The sequence below is a fragment of the Variovorax nitratireducens genome, from assembly GCF_051216545.1.
Taxonomy (GTDB): Bacteria; Pseudomonadota; Gammaproteobacteria; order Burkholderiales; family Burkholderiaceae_C; genus Variovorax.
On the sequence record NZ_JBPJZO010000001.1, the window covers coordinates 837948 to 856773 of the forward strand.

The following is an 18826-nucleotide window of genomic DNA, read 5'->3' on the forward strand; positions in this document are numbered from 1 at the left end:
TACTGAACTATAATGTTCAAAATTGAACCAATTCTAAACCCATCATGAACCTCTACCTGCGCCTCCTGTTGACCTTGCTGCGTGCCTGGCGCGCGCCCCGCCTCACGCCGGGCGACACGCTGGAGCGCCGGTTGCGCGTGCTGCCCAACGACCTCGACCTGAACGGGCACATGAACAACGGGCGCTACCTCACGATCATCGACCTGATGCTGATCGAGTACTTCGTGCGCACCGGCTTTGCCCGCACGATGCTGCGCCACGGCTGGCGGCCGATGGCGGGCGGCTCGCTCATCAGCTACCGGCGCGGGCTGCAGCCTTTCGAGGGGTACACATTGCGCTTCCGGCTCGACGCGACCGACAGCCACTGGAACTACATGCGCTTCGAGTTCGTGAAAGGCGACAAGGTCTGCGCCGCCGGCTACATGAAAGGCGCGGCAGTCGCGCGCAGCGGGCTGGTGCCCAACCTCGAGTCCTACGCCGCCATGGGCTTGCCCCTGCCGGCGGGCGAGCTGCCGGTGCCGGTGCGCGACTGGATCGCGGCCGAGCAGGGCGTGATGCGCGCGGCCTGGTAGCCCGCGCGCCCGCAGCGGTTCTGACTGGGTCAGCCAATCACCTCGGGCCAGTCGGTGTGGAAGAACTGGCCTTCCGGCTTGTCGATGCGCTCGTAGGTATGGGCCCCGAAAAAGTCGCGCTGCGCCTGCAGCAGGTTGGCCGGCAGGCGCTCGGCACGGTAGCTGTCGTAGTAGGCCAATGACGCGCTGAAGGCCGGCACCGGAATACCGTTGCGCACCGCCAGCGCCACCACTTCGCGCCAGTTCTGCTGCGTGCTGTTGAGCAAGTCCTTGAAGAAGGGCGCGAGCATCAGGTTGGCCAGCGCCGGGTCGGTGCGATAGGCGTCGGTGATGCGGTTCAGGAAGCGCGCGCGGATGATGCAGCCGCCGCGCCAGATCGATGCGATGCCGCCGAAGTCGAGTCCCCAGTTCTTCTTCTCGCCCATGGTCTTGATCAGGTCGAAGCCCTGGGTGTAGCTGATCACCTTCGACGCATAGAGCGCGTCGTGCACCTTGGCGACCAAGTCTTTCTTTGCGGCGCCGAAGTCGGCCTTCGGCCCCTGCAGCTGCTGGCTCGCGACCACGCGCTGCTTCTTCTGCGACGACAGCACGCGCGCTTCGACGGCGGCGTTGATGGTGCTGATGACCACTGCGTTCTCGGCCGCATTGAGCAGCGTCCATTGGCCCGTGCCCTTCTGGCCGGCCTTGTCGAGGATCAGATCGACGATCGGCTTGCCGGTCTCGGGATCCTTCTGTTCGAGCGCCTTGCCGGTGATCTGGATCAGGTAGCTTTGCAGATCGCCTTCGTTCCATTCGTTGAAGATCGCGGCCATCTCGTCGGTGGTGAAGCCGGCCGCCTTGAAAAGGCTGTAGGCCTCGCAGATGAGCTGCATGTCTCCATACTCGATGCCGTTGTGGATCATCTTCACGTAGTGGCCGGCGCCGCCGGGGCCGATGTGGATCACGCAGGGCTGGCCATCGACCTTGGCTGCGATGCTTTCGAAGATCGGCTTCATCACCTGCCAGGTCGACGGCGGGCCGCCGGGCATGATCGCCGGCCCCTTGCGCGCGCCTTCCTCGCCGCCCGACACGCCCGCGCCGATGAAGCGCAGGCCCTTGGCTGCAAGGTAGGCGTCGCGCCGCTCGGTGTCGGTGTAGAGGCTGTTTCCGCCGTCGATCACGATGTCGTCCTTGTCGAGCAGCGGAATCAGTTGCTCGATCACCTGGTCGACCGGCGCGCCGGCCTTCACCATGATCTGGATCTTGCGCGGCAGCGCCAGGCTCTGCACGAAGGCTTCGAGCGTGTCGCAGCCGACCAGTTGCTTGCCCGGATTGCGCGCAACGAACTCGTCGGTGGTTGCCGTGGTGCGGTTGAATACGCTGACCTGGAAGCCGCGGCTCTCCACGTTCAGCACCAGGTTCTGGCCCATCACGGCGAGGCCGATCAATCCGAAGTCGCTTTTCTTCACGCTGTTGCTGCTCATGGATGTCCTTCTTGCGGCGCAGCTTGCGCCCGGGTTGTTTCAGCCGGGGATTGTGCCGGGCATGGCGCGGTCGTGTGATCCGGATACACCGCACGCGATTTTTTGGCTAGAGTGGACACCAACCATAAGGAGCAGGCTTTGGAGAACAACGATGAAGGCTTTGAGATCACGGAGAAGCTGGTCTTCGACCTCAACCTTGCGCTTTACCTCGACCTGGTGGCCGTGCTGGAAAAATCGGGTGTCATCACCTACCGGCAAATGGCCGCGCGCGTGTTGAACGTCAGCATGGACGCCCGCGACGACGGCGACGGGAACCTGGCGAACGCGCTGGAAGGCATCGCCAAGGGATTCGCGGGGCAGGGCGATGGCTTGTCGATCGGCCTCCTGAAGGCCGCCCGCGCGATCCGCGAGGACGAAGCCCTGGGCGACGTGCCGATGCGTCCGGACGAATCCTGACGGTTCGCCGTCAGGCCGGGGGGCGCGGCCGATGCCGTTGTCGGCGCTCGACCCACTCGAAGCCGACCATGCCGGCCAGCATGGCGCAGACGAACACCAGCGCCTTGGCCTCGCCCATGCCGAGAGCCACCAGCCCGGGGCCGGGACAGAAGCCCGCGACGCCCCAGCCGACTCCGAACACCAGGCTGCCGATGACGAGCCGGCGATCCACGTGCCGCGCCGTGGGCAGCCTCATTTCGGCGCCGAGCAGCGAACGCGCCCGTCGGCCTGCGACGAAGAAGGCGCCTATGCCGACCGTGATCGCGCCGGCCATCACGAACGCCAGGGAGGGATCCCATTTGCCGGCCAGGTCGAAAAAGCCGAGTACCTTGGCCGGGTTGGCCATGCCGGAAACCAGCAGGCCGAGACCGAACACGAGGCCGGCCAGGAACGAAGTGACAGCGAGCATGACGGGCCTTCAGACAGCCAGCAGATGACGAATCGCGAACACCGTGACGAAGCCGGCGCCCATGAAGGCGGCCGTGGCAACCAGCGAGCGCGGCGACTGGCGCGACAGGCCGCAGACGCCGTGGCCGCTGGTGCACCCCGCGCCGTAACGCGTGCCGATGCCGACCAGCAGACCCGCCGCGACCAGGGCCAGGTAGCCGGCATCGATCTGCGGCGCAGGCCAAGGCGCGATCACCAGGTAGGCGAGCGGCGCGCCCACGAGCCCCAGGGTGAAGGCCAGCCGCCACGCGACATCGCCCCTGGCCGGTCTGAGCAGCCCGCCGACCACGCCGCTGATGCCGGCAATGCGGCCATTGAGCAGGGCGAACATGGCGACCGCGATGCCGATCAGCACGCCGCCCGCGAGCGACGACCAGGGCGTGAAGTGTGCCCAGGCTATCGAGATCATCGCACTTCCTCCGGGCAGTAGAGGCGGTACAGCACCGCCAGTATCTGGAGCAGCGCGGGATCCGACACGCTGTAGTAGATATTCTTGCCTTGCCGGCGCGTTTCGACGACAGCCTCGTTGCGCAAAACGCCCAGCTGCTGGGAAAGCGTGGGCTGGTGAATGCCCAGTTGCGCCTCCAGCTCGCTGACGCACATCTCGCCTTGCGACAGCTGGCACAGCAGTAGCATGCGCTCCTCGTTGGCGAGCAGTTTCAGGGCGCCGACAGCGCGACTGGCGCCGCTGCGCAGAACTTGCGGATCGATGACGGTGGGGGAGCGCGGCATGGGGTCGAAGGAGTTGTTCAAGTTGAATTTAATATATCATACAATATAATGTAATTAGGTATATTGTTTGACCACACGAGAGATCGCCATGACTTTGCGAACCACCGCCCGCGCGTTCTTCGATCCGCAAACCTGGACTGTGTCGTACGTCGTCTGGGATCACGCAACGCGCCAGGCCGCCGTCATCGACCCGGTGCTCGACTACGACTTCAAATCAGGCCACACGGGCACGAAGTCGACCGACCAGTTGCGCGCATATCTGCAGGCCGAGCAACTGCAGGTCGACTGGATCCTGGAGACGCACGCGCACGCCGACCACCTGTCAGGCGCACGCTGGCTGCAGGAGCGCGTAGGCGGGCGCATTGCCATTGGTACCCACATCCGCGAGGTGCAGGCCACTTTCAAGAAGCTCTACAACCTGGAGCGCGGCTTTCTGCCCGACGGCAGTCAGTTCGACCACCTGTTCGACGATGGCGAGACCTTCATGATCGGCACGGTGAAGGCCACCGCGCTGTGGGTGCCCGGCCACACCCCCGCGGACATGGCCTATGGCGTGGACGGGGCGGTCTTCGTTGGCGACACGCTGTTCATGCCCGACGTCGGCAGCGCGCGTGCGGATTTTCCCGGCGGCGACGCGCGCACGTTGTACCGCTCGATGCGCCGCCTGCTGGCATTGCCGCCGGAAACCACGATGTACGTCTGCCACGACTATCCACCCGCTTCGCGCGAACCCGCCTGGCAAACGACCGTTGCCGCGCAGCGCGCGCACAACATCCATGTGCGCGACGGCATCGGCGAGGACGAGTTCGTTGCGATGCGCCAGGCGCGCGACGCGACGCTCGAAGTCCCGACGCTCATCCTGCCGTCGATCCAGGTCAACGTGCGGGCTGGGCAACTGCCACCGGCGGACGACAACGGCGTGGCCTATCTGCGCATTCCGCTCAATGCGCTGCCGCGCCACTGAGGCGCCGCTAGCGCGCCTCGGTCCCCAGCGCATCGAACACGCGCATCGCCGCATAGGCATCGTTCGCGGCATAGCGAAGTTGCCCCTCGCTGAGGTGTTTTGCAGCCCAGTTCGACGTGGTTTGCTTGCGCGACTTGACGAAGCGCTGGTTGAACATGAGCGCCACGGCGGTCTTCACACCCACCGAGTTGCGATGGCCCCGGCGCCGGAACACCGTGTCCAGATCCAGCACCGTCTGCGGCTCGATGCCGAGCTTGGCGCGGATCTGCGTGCGGTCGCTCGACAAGCCGAAGCCGACCTTGGTAAGCGCGCTTGACGCCAGCAGGCTGGCTGCCGCGGCGCGGCACACCGAATCGTGCAACTGGAACACCCAGGCGCGGTCGATCGCGGCCAGTTGCACCGTGTGCGGTCCGGTCGACACTTCGTTCTTCAGGAAAGTGGGCTTCGATTCGGTGTCGAAGCCGACCACGCTCAGCTGGCCCAGCGCGGCGAGGGCGCGCGCGGCATCTTCCGGCGTGGCGACGAGCTCGATGTCGCGCATCTCCAGGCCCGCGAAAATTTCGAGCGTGGCAATCTCTTCGCGGCTCGGCAGGGTGGGCAATGGTGCGTGCTGGCTTTGGATGAACTCGCTCATGGTCTGTATTGCGTTGCGCTGATGAACTGGCTGAAGGTCTCGCACCAGACGATCGCTGCCTTGTAGCGCGCGACGTCTACCCCCTCGGGCACCGGCACCACGAAGCCGTCGAATGTTTTCACGTCGCCAACGCGCTGCATCGTGGACTTGAGCCGCAGGAAATCGGCTTCGGTTTCGACGAATTCGGGCGAAAGGTAGAGCTTGTAGTCCGGCCCTGGCGCCAGCTTGCCCTGCAGCGTGATCGCGCGCGGGCCCACCGACACTTCGCCTTCGCCCCAGTGCAGCATGTCGCTGCCTTTCAGGTCGCGCTGGAAACGGCCCTTGAACGTGGCACCGCTGGCAGCAGCGCCCAATTCCGCCATCGAAGGCGCCGGGGGCGCGATGAGGATCGGCAGCACGTAAATGCCGCCGGCAAAGCCCAACGCCAGCACCAGCAGGTGGCTGATGGCGAGCAGCACGGCTTTCTTCACGGGATCGTTCAGGCGTTGCTGGCCGAGCGCTTGACCGTGGCCAGCAAGGCGCTGGCACCGATGAAGACCGAGCCCGACGCGCGGTTGAACCAGCGTGCACGGCCCTCGGTTCGCAGCCAGGGCGCGATGCGTGCCGCGAAGCTTGCGTAGAACATCAGCCAGAACAGCTCGAAGGCCACGAAGGTGGCGCCAAGCACCACGAACTGCGGCAACTGCGGCGCGGCCGGGTCAATGAACTGCGGGAAGAAGGCGGTGAAGAACAGCAATGCCTTGGGGTTGCTCACGCCGACCAGCAGTCCCTGCAGATAGAGGCTTCGGCGGCTCTTGCGCCCAGTGCCGTTGGCGGGCAGTGCGAAGCTCGACGTGGTCGAGCGCAGCGTCGTGACGCCCACGTAGAACAGATAGGCGACGCCGAACCACTTGATCGCGCTGAACACGTGCTCCGACGCGGCCAGCACCGCGCCGAGGCCAATCGCCGAGAAGCTCATGATCGCAAGGACCGCCGTGACACTGCCCATGGCCGAGAAAAATGTGCGGCGCGCGCCGTGGTTGACGCCGTTGGTGACGCACATCAGCACGCTCGGGCCGGGCGTGACGGTGAGGACGAGGACGGCGATGACGTAAAAAAACCAGGTGTGCAATGACATGAGAGGAGCTTCGATGGTTCAGGAAGTGATTTCAATGCGGTTGCCGTCGGGGTCGAGCACGTAGAACTGCTTGCAGCGCTCCAGGTCTTCGGTCCAGATGGCGATGTGGTCGATGCGCATGGTGTTTCAATTTTCGCGGGGCAGGCAATGGTATTCAACCCGCTCGCGGCCGGTGCCCGGATGGCGGTCGACGGCGCCGCGCACCAGGCCATAGCGCGTATAGAAGCGCTGAGCGCTGCTGTTCGCCGTGGCCACATGCAGCCGCCATCCTGCAGGCATGCGCCGGCTGGCTTCGTCGAGCAGCACGCGGCCGAATCCCTGGCCATGCAGGTGCGGGTCGACAAACAGCTGTGCGACATAGCGCCGCGTAGTGTGCAGCGCCATGAAGGCCAGCAGTTGGCCCTGGCGCTCGATCACCAGCACCTCGCAGGGCGGCTGGAACTCGGCCTGCACGCGCGCCACCCAGTGTGCGATCGGTTCCAGCACCTGCACGTCGCGGTGGGCAGAGGCCCACCCGCGGCGCCAGATGCCGGCGAGGGCAGCGGCTTCGCCCGGTGCGAAGGTGCAACGGCGCAGGCGCGAAGTGGAGGCGGGTGTCATGCTGCGCCCAGGACGGAGGCCACGAACGCCGTCTTGGCATCGGTGTAAGCCTCGCGATCGACGCGATGCAGCACCGCAAGGTCGTTCTTCAGCGCGGCGTAGCGGTCGGCCAGCGCGCCGTCGGCGCGCAGCGCGTCGCGAAAGCGCAGGCGCCGCTGCCATTCGTCGCTGCCGTACACCACCACATGAAGATGGTGCGTGCGCCGGCCGTCGGCCCAGCGCATGAACCAGCGCCGGTTCGCCAGGGTGGCATTGAACCCGGCAGACGTGGTGTAGTGCGACCGCAGCAAGGGACCGGCCAGCGCATCGGCCACCGCCATCGATTCGACGCCGGCCAGGATATCGATCACCGGCTTGGCCGTCATACCCGGAATGGCAGTGCTGCCGAAATGCTGCACGTCGATCAATTGGCCCGGGAACAGCGACATCAACCTCGCGCGCTCCGCTTCGAATTGCGCCGGCCAGCGTGCGTCCCAAGGGCTCAGTGCCACTTCTTCATGGATCGCGCGTTCCAGCGACTCGGCCTCTGTCGGCAGCATGGGGTTTCAGCCCGACAACGTGGCGGCGTGATGCGCCAGATGGTCTGCCATGAAGCTCTGGATGAAGTAGTACCCGTGGTCGTAGCCCTCGTGCCGGCGCAGCGTGAGGGGTTGGCCGATGGCCTTGCAGGCCGCCTCGAACAAGTGAGGGTGCAGTTGCTCGACCAGGAATTTGTCGCCCAGGCCCTGGTCGATCAGGATGCCGGCCGGGTAGGGCGCCAGCGGCTGGTGCTGCATCAGCACCGTGGCGTCGTGCTCGATCCAGCGCCCGCTGTCGGCGCCCAGATAGCCCGTGAAGGCCTTGACACCCCATGGGCATTGCGTGGGCGCGCAGATCGGCGCCATGGCCGACAGCGACTTGAACAGGCCCGGATGCCGCAGCGCCAGCGTGAGCGCACCGTGGCCGCCCATCGAGTGGCCGGACAGGCCGAGCTTGTGCAGATCGATCGGAAACTGCGCGCCCAGCAGCGGCAGGAGCTCCCCGATCAGATAGCTTTCCATGCGCCAGTGTCTGGCCCAGGGCGCCTCGGTCGCGTCGAGATAGAAGCCGGCCGCGACACCGAAGTCCCAGCTGTCGGCCTCGCCCGGCGCATTGGCGCCGCGCGGGCTGGTGTCGGGCGCGACCAGCGCGATGCCCAGCTCGGCCGCCAGCCGCTGCGCGCCGGCTTTCACCATGAAGGTTTCTTCGTTGCAGGTGAGGCCCGCGAGGAACATCACGGCCGGCACCTTGCCGAATGCGGCCTGCGGCGGCAAGAAGACCGAGAAGCGCATCGGCAGGTTGATCTCGCGCGATTCGTGCTCGAGAAAGCGTTGCACGCCGCCGAAGCAGCGGTGTTCGGAAAGTGTCTTGATGGCGTCGGTCATTGGGAAAGCAGCGGAACGAGTTCGAGCACCGCATCGGCGAACACGCGTGGCGCCTCCTGCGGCATGTTGTGGCCGACGCCAGGCACCAGACGGTGCGAACGCGGCCCCAGGAAGTAATGGCTATGGTCGGCGGTGCCGGCCGGCGCCATGACGCCATCGTCGGCGCCATCGAAGGTGATGGACGGCACGGTGACGTGCGGCATTTGCGCGAGGCGCGCCTGGAGGTCGGCATAGGCCGGGTCGCCCTCGACCAGGCCGTAGCGGTGCCGGTACGAGTGGATCACCACATCGACGAAATCGGGGTTGTCGAAGGCGGCTGCGCTGCGTTCCCATGTCGCTTCGTCGAAGTGCCAGGTGGGTGACCAGAGCCGCCACAGCAGCTTGCACAGCGCGTGGCGGTTGTGCTCCAGCCCGGCACGGCCACGCTCGCCGTGGAAGTACCACTGGTACCAGTAGCGAAACTCGTTTTCCGGCGCGGCGGGCGTCGCCGCGGCCGCGATGTTCTGTACCTTGTAGCTGTTGAAGGACACCAGGCCCGCGCAGCGCTCGGGCCACAGTGTCGCCGCCACGCATGCGGCGGTGCCGCCCCAGTCGTAGCCGGCCAGCACGGCGCGCGGGATCACCAGCGCGTCGAGCAGCGCCAGCAGATCCGACGCGAGCGCCGCCTGCTCGCCGGAGCGCGGCGTCGCGGCATCGACGAACTGCGTCGGCCCGAAGCCGCGCAGGTACGGCACCACCACGCGGCAGCCTTGCGCCGCGAGCAGCGGCGCCACTTCGGCATAGGCATGCACGTCGTACGGAAAGCCGTGCATCAGCAGCACCGGCGGCCCGTCGGCCGGACCGCTCTCATGGAACGCGACATCGAGCACGCCCGCCCGGGTGCGGCGCAGCGTGCCCAGGGCCGCTTCAGTCATACAGCACCACGCCGCGGATCGACTCGCCGCGCTTCATCAGGTCGAAGCCCTTGTTGATGTCGGCCAAGGGCATCGTGTGCGTGATCAGGTCGTCGATGTTGATCTTGCCTTCCATGTACCAGTCGACGATCTTCGGCACATCGGTGCGCCCGCGTGCGCCGCCGAAGGCCGAGCCTTCCCACTTGCGGCCGGTGACCAGCTGAAACGGCCGCGTGCTGATCTCGGCGCCCGCTTCGGCTACGCCGATGATGATGCTGCGGCCCCAGCCCTTGTGCGTGCACTCCAGCGCCTGGCGCATCACCTTGGTGTTGCCGATGCATTCGAAGCTGTAGTCGGCGCCGCCGTCGGTGAGCTGCACGATCGCGTCGACCACGTTCTCGGTGTCCTTGGGGTTGATGAAGTGCGTCATGCCGAACTTGCGCGCCATGGCTTCCCGCTCCGGGTTGAGGTCGACGCCGATGATCTTGTCCGCACCCACCATCTTCGCGCCCTGGATCACGTTCAGACCGATGCCGCCCAGGCCGAACACCACGACGTTGGCGCCGGCCTCCACCTTGGCCGTGAAGATCACCGCGCCGATGCCGGTGGTGACGCCGCAGCCGATGTAGCAGACCTTGTCGAAAGGGGCGTCCTCGCGGATCTTGGCGAGCGAGATCTCGGGGGCGACCGTGTAGTTGCTGAAGGTCGAGGTGCCCATGTAGTGGAAGATGGGCTTGCCGTCCAGGCTGAAGCGGCTGGTCGCATCGGGCATCAGGCCCTTGCCCTGGGTGCCGCGGATCAGCTGGCACAGGTTGGTCTTGCGCGAGAGGCAGAACTTGCACTGGCGGCATTCCGGCGTGTAGAGCGGAATGACGTGGTCGCCTTTTTTCAGGGTGGTGACGCCGGGGCCGACGTCGACCACGATGCCCGCGCCTTCATGGCCGAGGATGGCCGGGAAGATGCCTTCCGGGTCGGCGCCCGAGAGCGTGTAGTAGTCGGTGTGGCAGATGCCCGTTGCCTTGATCTCGACCAGCACCTCGCCGAACTTCGGCCCCTCCAGGTCGACGGTTTCGATGGTGAGCGGAGCTCCGGACTTCCAGGCGACGGCGGCTTTGGTTTTCATGGGCGGTGGGAAGGTCGTTTCAAAAGAGCGGCCACTATAAAACGCGCCTCCCTGCGACGCCCGGCGGCGGGCGGCTGGGCCTGGAAAAGATATGTTTGAAAACTAATGTTTCAAAATGTGTTTTAGTGCACGCGGACTTTTCCCGCGCCGTGGCAGGATGACTTTCAGTGCAAAAAGTCCCCTGCCACTCCCGATGAAAACCCTCTCCGATCGCGCACTTCTGGAGCGCGCCTTGATCGCCATCGAGCAAGTCATGGCCCGCACGGGTTCGGCGCCTGACCACGGCGTCGGCACGCCGGCCGGGGAAGCCGTGGCGATGTGCCTGACCTCTGCGGCCGCGCTGGTCGATGTGGCGCAGGTGCTCCTGCGCCAGGCGCCAGAGCAATCGCCCGAGATCCAGTCGCAGCAGTGGCAGGCGTTGATCGGCCACACCAAGAACGCCAGCCGTACCGCGCACCAGGCGGTGCTGGTGCTTTCGTCGCAGCGAAATCTCGTCGCCGCGCAGGACGGCATCACGCTCGCGAGCCACCCCGGTCGTTCTGCCGGCCAGGCAGCGCACTGATGGCATTGATCTGTTCAGCGTGCGGCACGGAAAACCGGGCCGTCGCCAAGTTTTGCATCGAATGCATCGGCGTGCTGCAACCCGACTTCGAACCGACCAAGGTCGTTCCGCTCCGGCCGTCGGGCGAGCGCAGCACAACGCTGCTCGGCATGCCCTCCGCGCTGGCGGCCTTCGCGTCGTCGGCGCCTGCGTCTGCACCGGCCTCTGCAATGGCACCAAGGCCTGTTCCTGCCGCAGGCAAAAGCCGTGACAGCGCGGAACCGCGCAAAGGCCTGTGGCTCAGCCTTGCCGCGTTTGCCCTCACGCTCGTGATTGGCGCCGCCGGTTGGGTCGTCGCCGGTGCGGGCGGCTGGTACATCTACAGTTCGAGCAGCACTGCGGAAGACGCGGCGCCCCCTGTCGCTGCTGCTCCCGCTGCTGCCGTTGCTCCGGTCGCCATTGCGCCCGCCGCCGTTGCGCCCGCCGCCGTTGCCCCAGCCGCCGTTGCCCCAGCCGCCGTTGCCCCAGCCGCGCGCGTGGCGTCGGCCGAAGATGCCGCCGTCGCCACCACCACGCGGCCTGCTGCGCCCCCTTCGAAGCCGCGCGTGGTGGCAACCGGCGACCCCGGCACTTCGTGCGCCAGCCTGGGTTTCATCGCCAGGTCGCAGTGCATGGCGGCACGGTGCGCCAAGGGCGAATACCGGGCGCAGCCGGCATGCCGGGCGGTGGTCGCGCAACAGCGGCTGATGGAAGAAAAGCGCAATCCCACGCTGGCGAACTGAACGGGTAAACCCGCAAAAAGATCGCTTATCGATCAAATTGAGTTGCTGATCGAACACGCATCGCCCTGCAGCGCTGTTTTCCGTACGCAGCCCTTCTAAAGTGTGCCTCGCTTCAACCCGAACGAGACGCACCATGATCAGCGGCAAGACCACCCTCATCGCCCACATCGGCTATCCGACTGAGTCGTTCAAGGCGCCCATGATCTACAACCCCTGGTTCGACCAGCAGGGTATCGACGCCGTGGTGGTGCCGATGGGTGCCAAAGCCGAGGACTACCCGGCCGTGATCAAGGCGCTCGCCACCCTGACAAATCTGCGCGGCGCGCTTGTGACCATGCCGCACAAGATCACGACCATGAGCCTGGTCGACGAAGTCACGCCCACCGCGCGCATTGCTGGCGCCTGCAACGCGATCCTGAAGCGGCCCGACGGCACGCTGCTCGGCGACCAGTTCGACGGCGCCGGCTTCGTGCGCGGCGTCGAGCGCAAGGGTCGCTCGCTCCAGGGCACGCGCGTGCTGGTGTCGGGTGCCGGCGGGGTTGGCTCGGCCATCGCGGCGTCGCTGGCGGCGGCCGGTGTGGCGGAGTTGGCGCTGTTCGACGCGAACACCGCCTCGGCCGAAGCGCTGGCCGGCCGGCTGCGCGAGCATTACCCGAGGCTTGCGGTCAAGACCGGTTCGAAGGATCCGGCCGGCTTCGACGTGGTGGTCAATGCCACGCCGCTCGGCATGAAGGAGGGCGACCCGCTGCCGTTCGACATCGACCGCATCGCGCCGACGACCTTCGTCGGCGAGGTCGTGATGAAATCCGAATACACGCCGTTGCTGCGCGCTGCGCTCGACAAGGGCTGTGCCGTGCAGGTCGGCACCGACATGCTGTTCGAGATGATCCCGGCCTACCTCGAGTTCTTCGGTTTCGGCACCGCGACCGCCGACCAGTTGCGCGCGACCGCGCAGATCCAGTACTGACTCTGGCGACAATGCCGGCACCATGAAAAAAATCCTCGTCCTGAACGGCCCCAACCTGAACCTGCTCGGCACGCGTGAACCCGCGCAGTACGGCTACGAGACGCTGGCCGATGTGGAGCGCATGTGCGCGGAGGCGGGCGCCAAACACGGCGTGCAGGTCGAGTGCCGGCAGTCGAACCACGAAGGCCAGTTGATCGACTGGCTGCACGAGGCCGGCCGCGAGATCGCTGCCGGCAACATGATCGGCGTGGTGATGAATCCGGGCGCCTACACCCACACGTCGATCGCGCTGCACGACGCGATAAAGGGCGCGAGCGTGACGCTGATCGAACTGCACATCTCGAACGTGCATGCACGCGAGGAGTTCCGCCACCACTCGTACATCTCGCCGGCCGCGCGCGGGATCATCGTAGGGCTGGGCGTCAAGGGCTACCCGTTGGCAATCGAGGCCCTGGTGCGGCTTCAGTAGGTTTTGGGAGGCCTGGGCCGGCCTTGGCTGCGTGCCGGCCGATTACGCAGAATTCAGTGATCTTTGTCACTGAATGCCGAGTGGCCTGCGGGCCGACATGCCCCGAGCTTGCTGTGCAAGCGCCCCGCTTCGGGACAATAGCGCGGCACAGGGGTACTCCAATTGTGAACACAGACGAACGCGCCAAATGGAGCGCGGCAGACCGGGTGTGGCGCCTTGCAAGCCAGAATTTGCAGTTGCTGGCGATGCTCGAAGTGCTCCAAAATCATACGGCGGCCGACATCGATCATCTGGCGGTGGCCACGCACATGACGCAGGCGATCCCGGCGCAGGTCAGTCAGGCCGAAAGAGAACTGCCGATCGATCCGGGCGGTCGTGCGCGCGACGCGCTCACCACGGCGCGGGCCAAGGCCCGCCTGCTCAACTTGCTGGCGCTTCGCGCGAGCCGCGCCCAGCCGGTGCCTTCGGGTGAACTGCCGCGGGTCGCCAGGTCGCTGGGGCAACTGGCCGATGCCTGCGAAGGCCTGTGCAACTGGATCGCTGCGCATGAAGAGGTCTTCGAGAAACCCGATCCGACCGAGCCCGTGCCGCTCGAGGCGGCATAGCTTTCTTCAGTTCAACTGAAGAATTCCTTCGCCTTGTCGAACCAGCCCTTGTCGGTGGGGCTGTGCTTGTTGCCCCCCTTCTTGAGCGACTCGTCGAGCTCCTTCACGAGCTTGCGCTGGTGCTCGGTGAGCTTGACCGGTGTCTCCACGCGCACGTGGCAGTACAGATCGCCCGGGTAGCTGCCGCGCACGCCCTTGATGCCCTTGCCGCGCAGGCGGAACTGCTTGCCGCTCTGCGTGCCTTCGGGGATGTCGATGGCGGCGGCGCCCTTGAGCGTGGGCACGTTGATCTCGCCGCCGAGTGCCGCGGTGGTCATGCTGACCGGCACCACGCAGTGCAGGTCGTCGCCCTCGCGCTCGAAAATCTCGTGCTTCTTGAGCCGGATCTCGATGTAAAGGTCGCCGGGTGGCCCGCCGTTGGTGCCGGGCTCGCCGTTGCCGGTGCTGCGGATGCGCATGCCGTCGTCGATGCCGGCCGGGATTTTCACTTCCAGCGTCTTGTTGTTCTTCAGCTTGCCCTGGCCATGGCAGGTGGTGCACGGCTCGGGAATGATCTTGCCGCTGCCGTGGCACTGCGGGCAGGTCTGCTGCACGCTGAAAAAGCCCTGGCGCATCTGCACCGCGCCGGCGCCGTTGCAGGTGGTGCAGGTGATCGGCTTGGTGCCCGGCTTGGCGCCGCTGCCGTGGCAGGTGCCGCACTCGTCCCAACTCGGAATGCGGATCTGGGCGTCCTTGCCCTCGGCTGCTTCCTCGAGCGTGACTTCCATCGCATAGCTGAGGTCGCTGCCGCGGAACACCTGGCGCCCGCCGCCGGCGCGACCGCGGCCACCGCCGCCGAACACGTCGCCGAAGATGTCGCCGAAAGCCTCGGCGAAACCGCCGAAGCCTTCCGCGCCCGGGCCGCCGCGCATGTTGGGATCGACGCCGGCATGGCCGTACTGGTCATAGGCGGCGCGCTTCTGGCCGTCCGACAGCATCTCGTAGGCTTCCTTCACCTCCTTGAACTTGGCCTCGGCGTCGGTGCTGGTGTCGCCGTGGTTGCGGTCGGGGTGGTGCTTCATCGCAAGCTTGCGATAAGCCTTCTTGATTTCATCCTCGCTCGCGTTCTTCGGAACGCCGAGGGTTTCGTAATAGTCGCGTTTGGTGGCCATGGTCGGTCGGTGCGGGCGGTCTTCTCAACAAGCGTAAAAGGCTGGACCACCCCGGGGGGTGATCCAGCCTTGTGTCAGTGCCGGGCGATCAGCCCTTCTTGACTTCCTTGACTTCGGCGTCGACGACGTTGTCGTCGGCGGGCGAACTGTTCGCAGCAGCTTCCGGGCCAGTACCCTGGCCGCCCGCGGCACCGGCTGCCGCCTGCGCGTCCGCGTACATCTTTTCGCCGAGCTTCTGGCTGGCGCTCATCAGCGTGTTGGTCTTTTCCTCGATCGCGGCCTTGTCGTCGCCCTTGAGCGCTTCTTCCACGTCCTTGATCGCGCCTTCGATCTTTTCCTTTTCGCCGGCTTCGAGCTTGTCGCCGTGCTCAGCCAGCGACTTCTTCACGCTGTGCACCATGGCTTCACCCTGGTTGCGGGCCTGCACCACTTCGACCTTCTTCTTGTCTTCGGCGGCGTTGAGCTCGGCGTCTTTCACCATCTTCTGGATCTCGTCCTCGGAAAGACCCGAATTCGCCTTGATGGTGATCTTGTTTTCCTTGCCGGTGCCCTTGTCCTTGGCGCCGACGTGCAGGATGCCGTTGGCGTCGATGTCGAAGCTCACTTCGATCTGCGGCGTGCCGCGCGCGGCAGGGGGAATGCCCTCGAGGTTGAACTCGCCTAGCGCCTTGTTGCCCGAAGCGATCTCGCGTTCGCCCTGGAACACCTTGATCGTCACGGCCGGCTGGTTGTCCTCGGCAGTCGAGAAGGTTTGCGCGAACTTCGTCGGGATCGTGGTGTTCTTCGTGATCATCTTGGTCATCACGCCGCCCATGGTCTCGATGCCCAGCGACAGCGGGGTCACGTCGAGCAGCAGCACGTCCTTGCGGTCGCCCGACAGCACCTGGCCCTGGATCGCGGCGCCCACGGCGACGGCTTCATCGGGGTTCACGTCCTTGCGCGGTTCCTTGCCGAAGAACTCCTTCACCTTTTCCTGCACCTTCGGCATGCGGGTCATGCCGCCGACCAGGATCACGTCGCTGATGTCGGTGACCGACACGCCGGCGTCCTTGATCGCGATGCGGCAGGGCGCCATGGTGCGCTCGATCAACTCTTCGACCAGCGACTCGAACTTGGCGCGCGTGAGCTTGATGTTCAGGTGCTTGGGGCCCGAGGCGTCGGCCGTGATGTAGGGCAGGTTGACGTCGGTCTGCGGGCTGTTCGACAGCTCGATCTTGGCCTTTTCGGCTGCTTCCTTGAGGCGCTGCAGCGCGAGCACGTCCTTGCTCAGGTCGACGCCCTGTTCCTTCTTGAACTCGGCAATGATGTAGTCGATCACGCGCTGGTCGAAGTCCTCGCCGCCGAGGAAGGTGTCGCCGTTGGTCGACAGCACTTCGAACTGCTTCTCGCCGTCGACGTCGGCGATCTCGATGATCGACACGTCGAAGGTGCCGCCGCCGAGGTCATACACGGCGATCTTGCGGTCGCGCTTGTCCTGCTTGTCGAGGCCGAAAGCCAGGGCGGCCGCGGTCGGCTCGTTGATGATGCGCTTGACGTCCAGGCCCGCGATGCGGCCGGCGTCCTTGGTAGCTTGGCGCTGGCTGTCGTTGAAGTAGGCCGGCACCGTGATCACGGCCTCGGTCACGACTTCGCCGAGGTAGTCTTCAGCGGTCTTCTTCATCTTGCGCAGGATCTCGGCGCTGACCTGTTGCGGCGCGATCTTCTTGCCGCGCACCTCGACCCAGGCGTCGCCGTTGTCGGCCTTGGTGATCGTGTAGGGCATCAGGTCGATGTCCTTCTGCACTTCTTTCTCTTCGAACTTGCGGCCGATCAGGCGCTTGACCGCGTAGAGCGTGTTCTTGGGATTGGTCACGGCCTGGCGCTTGGCCGAGGCGCCGACCAGCACTTCGCCGTCTTCCTGATAGGCCACGATCGACGGCGTGGTGCGCGCACCTTCCGAGTTCTCGATCACACGCGTGGTGTTGCCTTCCATGATCGACACGCACGAATTGGTGGTGCCGAGGTCGATGCCGATGATTCTGCCCATGGTGTTGCTCCTGAAATCTGAAAGAAATTAAGTTGTGATGAACGTGTGGATAACCGCGCCGGATTCAAGGGAGAGGGCGGGGATTTCCTGTGGATGCGTGTGTATGGATCAGCTCGGTGCGCTGACCGTCACGAGGGCTGGGCGCAGCACGCGCTCGGCGATCGTGTAGCCCTTCTGCAGCACCGAGACCACGGTGTTGGCTTCCTGATCCGGTGCCGGCACCACCGAGATGGCCTGGTGCTGGTGCGGGTCGAAGCGGGTGCCTGCGGCCGGTGCGATCTCGAGCACCTTGTTGCGTTCGAGCGCGCTCTTCAACTGGCGCAAGGTGGCCTCGGCACCTTCGCGGATCTGTTCGGGCGTGGCGTCGGTGATGGCCAGGCCGGCTTCGAGGCTGTCGGTCACCGGCAGCAGGCTTTCGGCGAAGGCTTCGACTGCGAACTTGCGCGCCTTGGTGATTTCTTCGTCGGCGCGGCGGCGTGCGTTCTGCACATCGGCTTGGGCGCGCAGGTACTGGTCCGACAGCTCGGCGTTCTTTGCCTGCAGTGCGGCCAGTTCAGCCAGTGCATCCTGCGCCTCGGCGTCGTTGGCGGCCTGGGCGGCTTCGAGTTCTTCGAGGCTGGGCTCGCCGGTGAGTTGGTTGGGATCGTTTTGCGGGGTTTCAGCGGACATGGGTAAAAAGCGGTGAAGGCCGAAAAATCATTGGATTCCGCCCGATTTGGGGCCATTCCGACCGGTTTCAAGCAAAAAAATGCGTCCGCGGAGGACGCTGGGTCTTCGCCAGGAACACCGTGGAACCGGCTTTGCCGGGCCACCGGTGTTGCCCCCGGCAGGGGGTTGGCGCAGCGACACGAAGTGCGCGCAGCCTGGGGGCGAGCAATCGGTGCGCGAGCAATCAGTGCGCGTCGAGCAGTTCGACGTCGAACTTGAGCGTGGCGTTTGGAGGAATCACGCCGCCGGCACCGCGTGCGCCGTAGCCGAGCGAAGCCGGGATGATCAGCGTGCGCTGGCCGCCGATCTTCATGCCGGCGACGCCTTCGTCCCAGCCCTTGATGACCTGGCCGGCGCCGAGCGAGAAGGCGAACGGGTCGTTGCGGTCGCGGCTCGAGTCGAACTTGGCGCCTTGCACGCCGTCGTTGTAGAGCCAGCCGGTGTAGTGCACGTGCACATGGTGGCCGGCCTTTGCTTCGGCGCCGTTGCCGACGGTGGTGTCTTCGTATTGCAGGCCGGAAGGGGTGGTGGGCATGAAAGGGCTCCTGGTTCGGTCGGAAGGAATGCGAGGCGCGCAGTTTAGCGGGCCCGAACATGACGGCGCCGCGCGGCCCTGCTGCGGCGGCGCGGCGCTGGTGGACAGCGGGGCGCTATTTATCGACCGGGATCTTCTTGACCTGGGCGCCTTGCCATTTGCCGGCAAAGGCCTGCAGGTCGGACAGTCGCTTGAGCAGATCCTGCCCGCTGAGCGTGAGGATGTAGCCGTCGTTGCCGTGGTTCACGATGCCTGCTTCGCGCAGTTCCTTGATCCGGGTGTTGAGGGTGTTGGGGGTGATGCCGCCGACGCTGTCCTGCAGTAGCCGGAAGGTTTGCGCATGGCCGTCACGCAGAGCCCAGAGCACGCGCAGCGCATAGCGGGCTTCGAGCAGCGCCAGCAACTGGCTGACAGCCGCGTTTTCCTTGCTACTCATCGACATCTTCTCCTCGGGCAATGGCTCGGCCGGTAACCATGCGCGGCCACGCGTTCTTGTGATCGGTTCTGACCCTGCGGGCCGGCCGGCGACTATATCGTAGAAGGCATGGTGCTACAAGTTTTATAGCTGGCTGCGCCCACTGCATGCGGCCTGTGGCGCG

General features: G+C 65.6%; 25 protein-coding genes. 8 read left to right on the forward strand and 17 right to left on the reverse strand.

What is annotated here, in order from left to right:
• Window positions 1-44: 44 nt before the first annotated feature.
• A complete protein-coding gene (locus tag ACSFA8_RS03855) occupies window positions 45-572 on the forward strand; it encodes a thioesterase family protein (RefSeq protein WP_435478181.1) in 528 nt (175 codons plus the stop codon).
• A 29-nt stretch (window positions 573-601) separates the two neighbouring features.
• Here ACSFA8_RS03855 and gnd read toward each other — a convergent pair whose 3' ends face one another.
• Complete coding sequence (gnd, locus tag ACSFA8_RS03860) at window positions 602-2020, reverse strand: decarboxylating NADP(+)-dependent phosphogluconate dehydrogenase (RefSeq protein ID WP_435478450.1); 1419 nt, start codon at window positions 2018-2020, stop codon at window positions 602-604.
• A gap of 153 nt (window positions 2021-2173) precedes the next feature.
• Between gnd and ACSFA8_RS03865 the strand changes: the two genes are divergently transcribed.
• Window positions 2174-2491 carry a hypothetical protein gene (locus ACSFA8_RS03865; protein ID WP_435478182.1) on the forward strand — a complete coding sequence of 106 codons (318 nt, stop codon included), beginning with the start codon at window positions 2174-2176 and terminating at the stop codon, window positions 2489-2491.
• Between the two features lie 10 nt (window positions 2492-2501).
• Here the strand turns inward: ACSFA8_RS03865 and ACSFA8_RS03870 are convergent, their stop codons facing one another.
• Genes ACSFA8_RS03870 through ACSFA8_RS03880 form a run of 3 tightly spaced genes read right to left on the reverse strand, consistent with a single transcriptional unit; the run spans window position 2502 to window position 3709 of the window.
• Complete coding sequence (locus ACSFA8_RS03870; protein ID WP_435478183.1) at window positions 2502-2939, reverse strand: DUF6691 family protein; 438 nt, start codon at window positions 2937-2939, stop codon at window positions 2502-2504.
• Between the two features lie 9 nt (window positions 2940-2948).
• The gene (locus ACSFA8_RS03875) at window positions 2949-3386 is read right to left on the reverse strand and encodes a YeeE/YedE family protein (RefSeq protein ID WP_435478184.1); all 438 of its coding nucleotides are present in this window, start codon (window positions 3384-3386) and stop codon (window positions 2949-2951) included.
• A complete protein-coding gene (locus tag ACSFA8_RS03880; protein WP_435478451.1) occupies window positions 3383-3709 on the reverse strand; it encodes a metalloregulator ArsR/SmtB family transcription factor in 327 nt (108 codons plus the stop codon). The genes ACSFA8_RS03875 and ACSFA8_RS03880 overlap by 4 nt, the downstream gene beginning before the upstream one ends.
• A gap of 88 nt (window positions 3710-3797) precedes the next feature.
• Here ACSFA8_RS03880 and ACSFA8_RS03885 point away from each other — a divergent pair, with 88 nt between their 5' ends.
• Window positions 3798-4673, forward strand: coding sequence for an MBL fold metallo-hydrolase (locus ACSFA8_RS03885; RefSeq protein ID WP_435478185.1), 876 nt, complete (start codon window positions 3798-3800; stop codon window positions 4671-4673).
• Window positions 4674-4680: 7 nt separating this feature from the next.
• Here the strand turns inward: ACSFA8_RS03885 and ACSFA8_RS03890 are convergent, their stop codons facing one another.
• The 8 genes from ACSFA8_RS03890 to ACSFA8_RS03925 all read right to left on the reverse strand — a co-directional run bounded on the left by ACSFA8_RS03890 (window position 4681) and on the right by ACSFA8_RS03925 (window position 10443).
• The gene (locus tag ACSFA8_RS03890; protein ID WP_435478186.1) at window positions 4681-5307 is read right to left on the reverse strand and encodes a 3'-5' exonuclease; all 627 of its coding nucleotides are present in this window, start codon (window positions 5305-5307) and stop codon (window positions 4681-4683) included.
• Window positions 5304-5777, reverse strand: a complete 474-nt coding sequence (locus ACSFA8_RS03895; RefSeq protein ID WP_435478187.1) for a DM13 domain-containing protein — start codon at window positions 5775-5777, stop codon at window positions 5304-5306. The genes ACSFA8_RS03890 and ACSFA8_RS03895 overlap by 4 nt, the downstream gene beginning before the upstream one ends.
• Window positions 5778-5785: 8 nt before the next feature.
• Window positions 5786-6424 (reverse strand): LysE family translocator, encoded by a 639-nt coding sequence (locus ACSFA8_RS03900; RefSeq protein WP_435478188.1) that lies wholly within the window; start codon window positions 6422-6424, stop codon window positions 5786-5788.
• Window positions 6425-6550: 126 nt separating this feature from the next.
• Window positions 6551-7024 carry a GNAT family N-acetyltransferase gene (locus ACSFA8_RS03905; protein ID WP_435478189.1) on the reverse strand — a complete coding sequence of 158 codons (474 nt, stop codon included), beginning with the start codon at window positions 7022-7024 and terminating at the stop codon, window positions 6551-6553.
• Window positions 7021-7563: a GrpB family protein gene (locus ACSFA8_RS03910; protein WP_435478190.1), complete on the reverse strand. Its 543-nt coding sequence runs from the start codon at window positions 7561-7563 to the stop codon at window positions 7021-7023. The genes ACSFA8_RS03905 and ACSFA8_RS03910 overlap by 4 nt, the downstream gene beginning before the upstream one ends.
• Before the next feature lie 6 nt (window positions 7564-7569).
• Window positions 7570-8427: an S-formylglutathione hydrolase gene (gene fghA / locus ACSFA8_RS03915; protein ID WP_435478191.1), complete on the reverse strand. Its 858-nt coding sequence runs from the start codon at window positions 8425-8427 to the stop codon at window positions 7570-7572.
• A complete protein-coding gene (locus ACSFA8_RS03920) occupies window positions 8424-9341 on the reverse strand; it encodes an alpha/beta fold hydrolase (RefSeq protein WP_435478192.1) in 918 nt (305 codons plus the stop codon). Before ACSFA8_RS03920 ends, fghA begins: the two co-directional genes overlap by 4 nt.
• Entirely contained in the window at window positions 9334-10443 is a 1110-nt protein-coding gene (locus ACSFA8_RS03925) for an S-(hydroxymethyl)glutathione dehydrogenase/class III alcohol dehydrogenase (protein WP_435478193.1), read from the reverse strand. Before ACSFA8_RS03925 ends, ACSFA8_RS03920 begins: the two co-directional genes overlap by 8 nt.
• Window positions 10444-10636: 193 nt before the next feature.
• Here ACSFA8_RS03925 and ACSFA8_RS03930 point away from each other — a divergent pair, with 193 nt between their 5' ends.
• From ACSFA8_RS03930 to ACSFA8_RS03950, 5 genes are all read left to right on the forward strand, one after another.
• The gene (locus ACSFA8_RS03930) at window positions 10637-11005 is read left to right on the forward strand and encodes a hypothetical protein (protein WP_435478194.1); all 369 of its coding nucleotides are present in this window, start codon (window positions 10637-10639) and stop codon (window positions 11003-11005) included.
• Window positions 11005-11766, forward strand: a complete 762-nt coding sequence (locus ACSFA8_RS03935; protein ID WP_435478195.1) for a hypothetical protein — start codon at window positions 11005-11007, stop codon at window positions 11764-11766. Before ACSFA8_RS03930 ends, ACSFA8_RS03935 begins: the two co-directional genes overlap by 1 nt.
• A 133-nt stretch (window positions 11767-11899) precedes the next feature.
• Window positions 11900-12733 (forward strand): shikimate dehydrogenase family protein, encoded by an 834-nt coding sequence (locus tag ACSFA8_RS03940; protein WP_435478196.1) that lies wholly within the window; start codon window positions 11900-11902, stop codon window positions 12731-12733.
• 22 nt (window positions 12734-12755) lie between these two features.
• The gene (gene aroQ / locus ACSFA8_RS03945) at window positions 12756-13202 is read left to right on the forward strand and encodes a type II 3-dehydroquinate dehydratase (RefSeq protein ID WP_435478197.1); all 447 of its coding nucleotides are present in this window, start codon (window positions 12756-12758) and stop codon (window positions 13200-13202) included.
• Between the two features lie 164 nt (window positions 13203-13366).
• Window positions 13367-13807, forward strand: coding sequence for a hypothetical protein (locus ACSFA8_RS03950; RefSeq protein ID WP_435478198.1), 441 nt, complete (start codon window positions 13367-13369; stop codon window positions 13805-13807).
• A gap of 11 nt (window positions 13808-13818) precedes the next feature.
• On the opposite strand, the gene dnaJ is transcribed toward ACSFA8_RS03950, so the two are convergent.
• From dnaJ to ACSFA8_RS03975, 5 genes are all read right to left on the reverse strand, one after another.
• Window positions 13819-14958 (reverse strand): molecular chaperone DnaJ, encoded by a 1140-nt coding sequence (gene dnaJ / locus ACSFA8_RS03955; RefSeq protein ID WP_435478199.1) that lies wholly within the window; start codon window positions 14956-14958, stop codon window positions 13819-13821.
• Window positions 14959-15046: 88 nt separating this feature from the next.
• Window positions 15047-16984, reverse strand: a complete 1938-nt coding sequence (gene dnaK, locus ACSFA8_RS03960; RefSeq protein ID WP_435478200.1) for a molecular chaperone DnaK — start codon at window positions 16982-16984, stop codon at window positions 15047-15049.
• Between the two features lie 108 nt (window positions 16985-17092).
• A complete protein-coding gene (gene grpE, locus ACSFA8_RS03965; RefSeq protein ID WP_435478201.1) occupies window positions 17093-17653 on the reverse strand; it encodes a nucleotide exchange factor GrpE in 561 nt (186 codons plus the stop codon).
• Between the two features lie 223 nt (window positions 17654-17876).
• On the reverse strand, window positions 17877-18227 hold the full coding sequence (locus ACSFA8_RS03970; protein WP_286545884.1) for an FKBP-type peptidyl-prolyl cis-trans isomerase: 351 nt from the start codon (window positions 18225-18227) through the stop codon (window positions 17877-17879).
• A gap of 115 nt (window positions 18228-18342) precedes the next feature.
• A complete protein-coding gene (locus ACSFA8_RS03975; protein ID WP_435478202.1) occupies window positions 18343-18663 on the reverse strand; it encodes a winged helix-turn-helix transcriptional regulator in 321 nt (106 codons plus the stop codon).
• Window positions 18664-18826 lie beyond the last annotated feature (163 nt).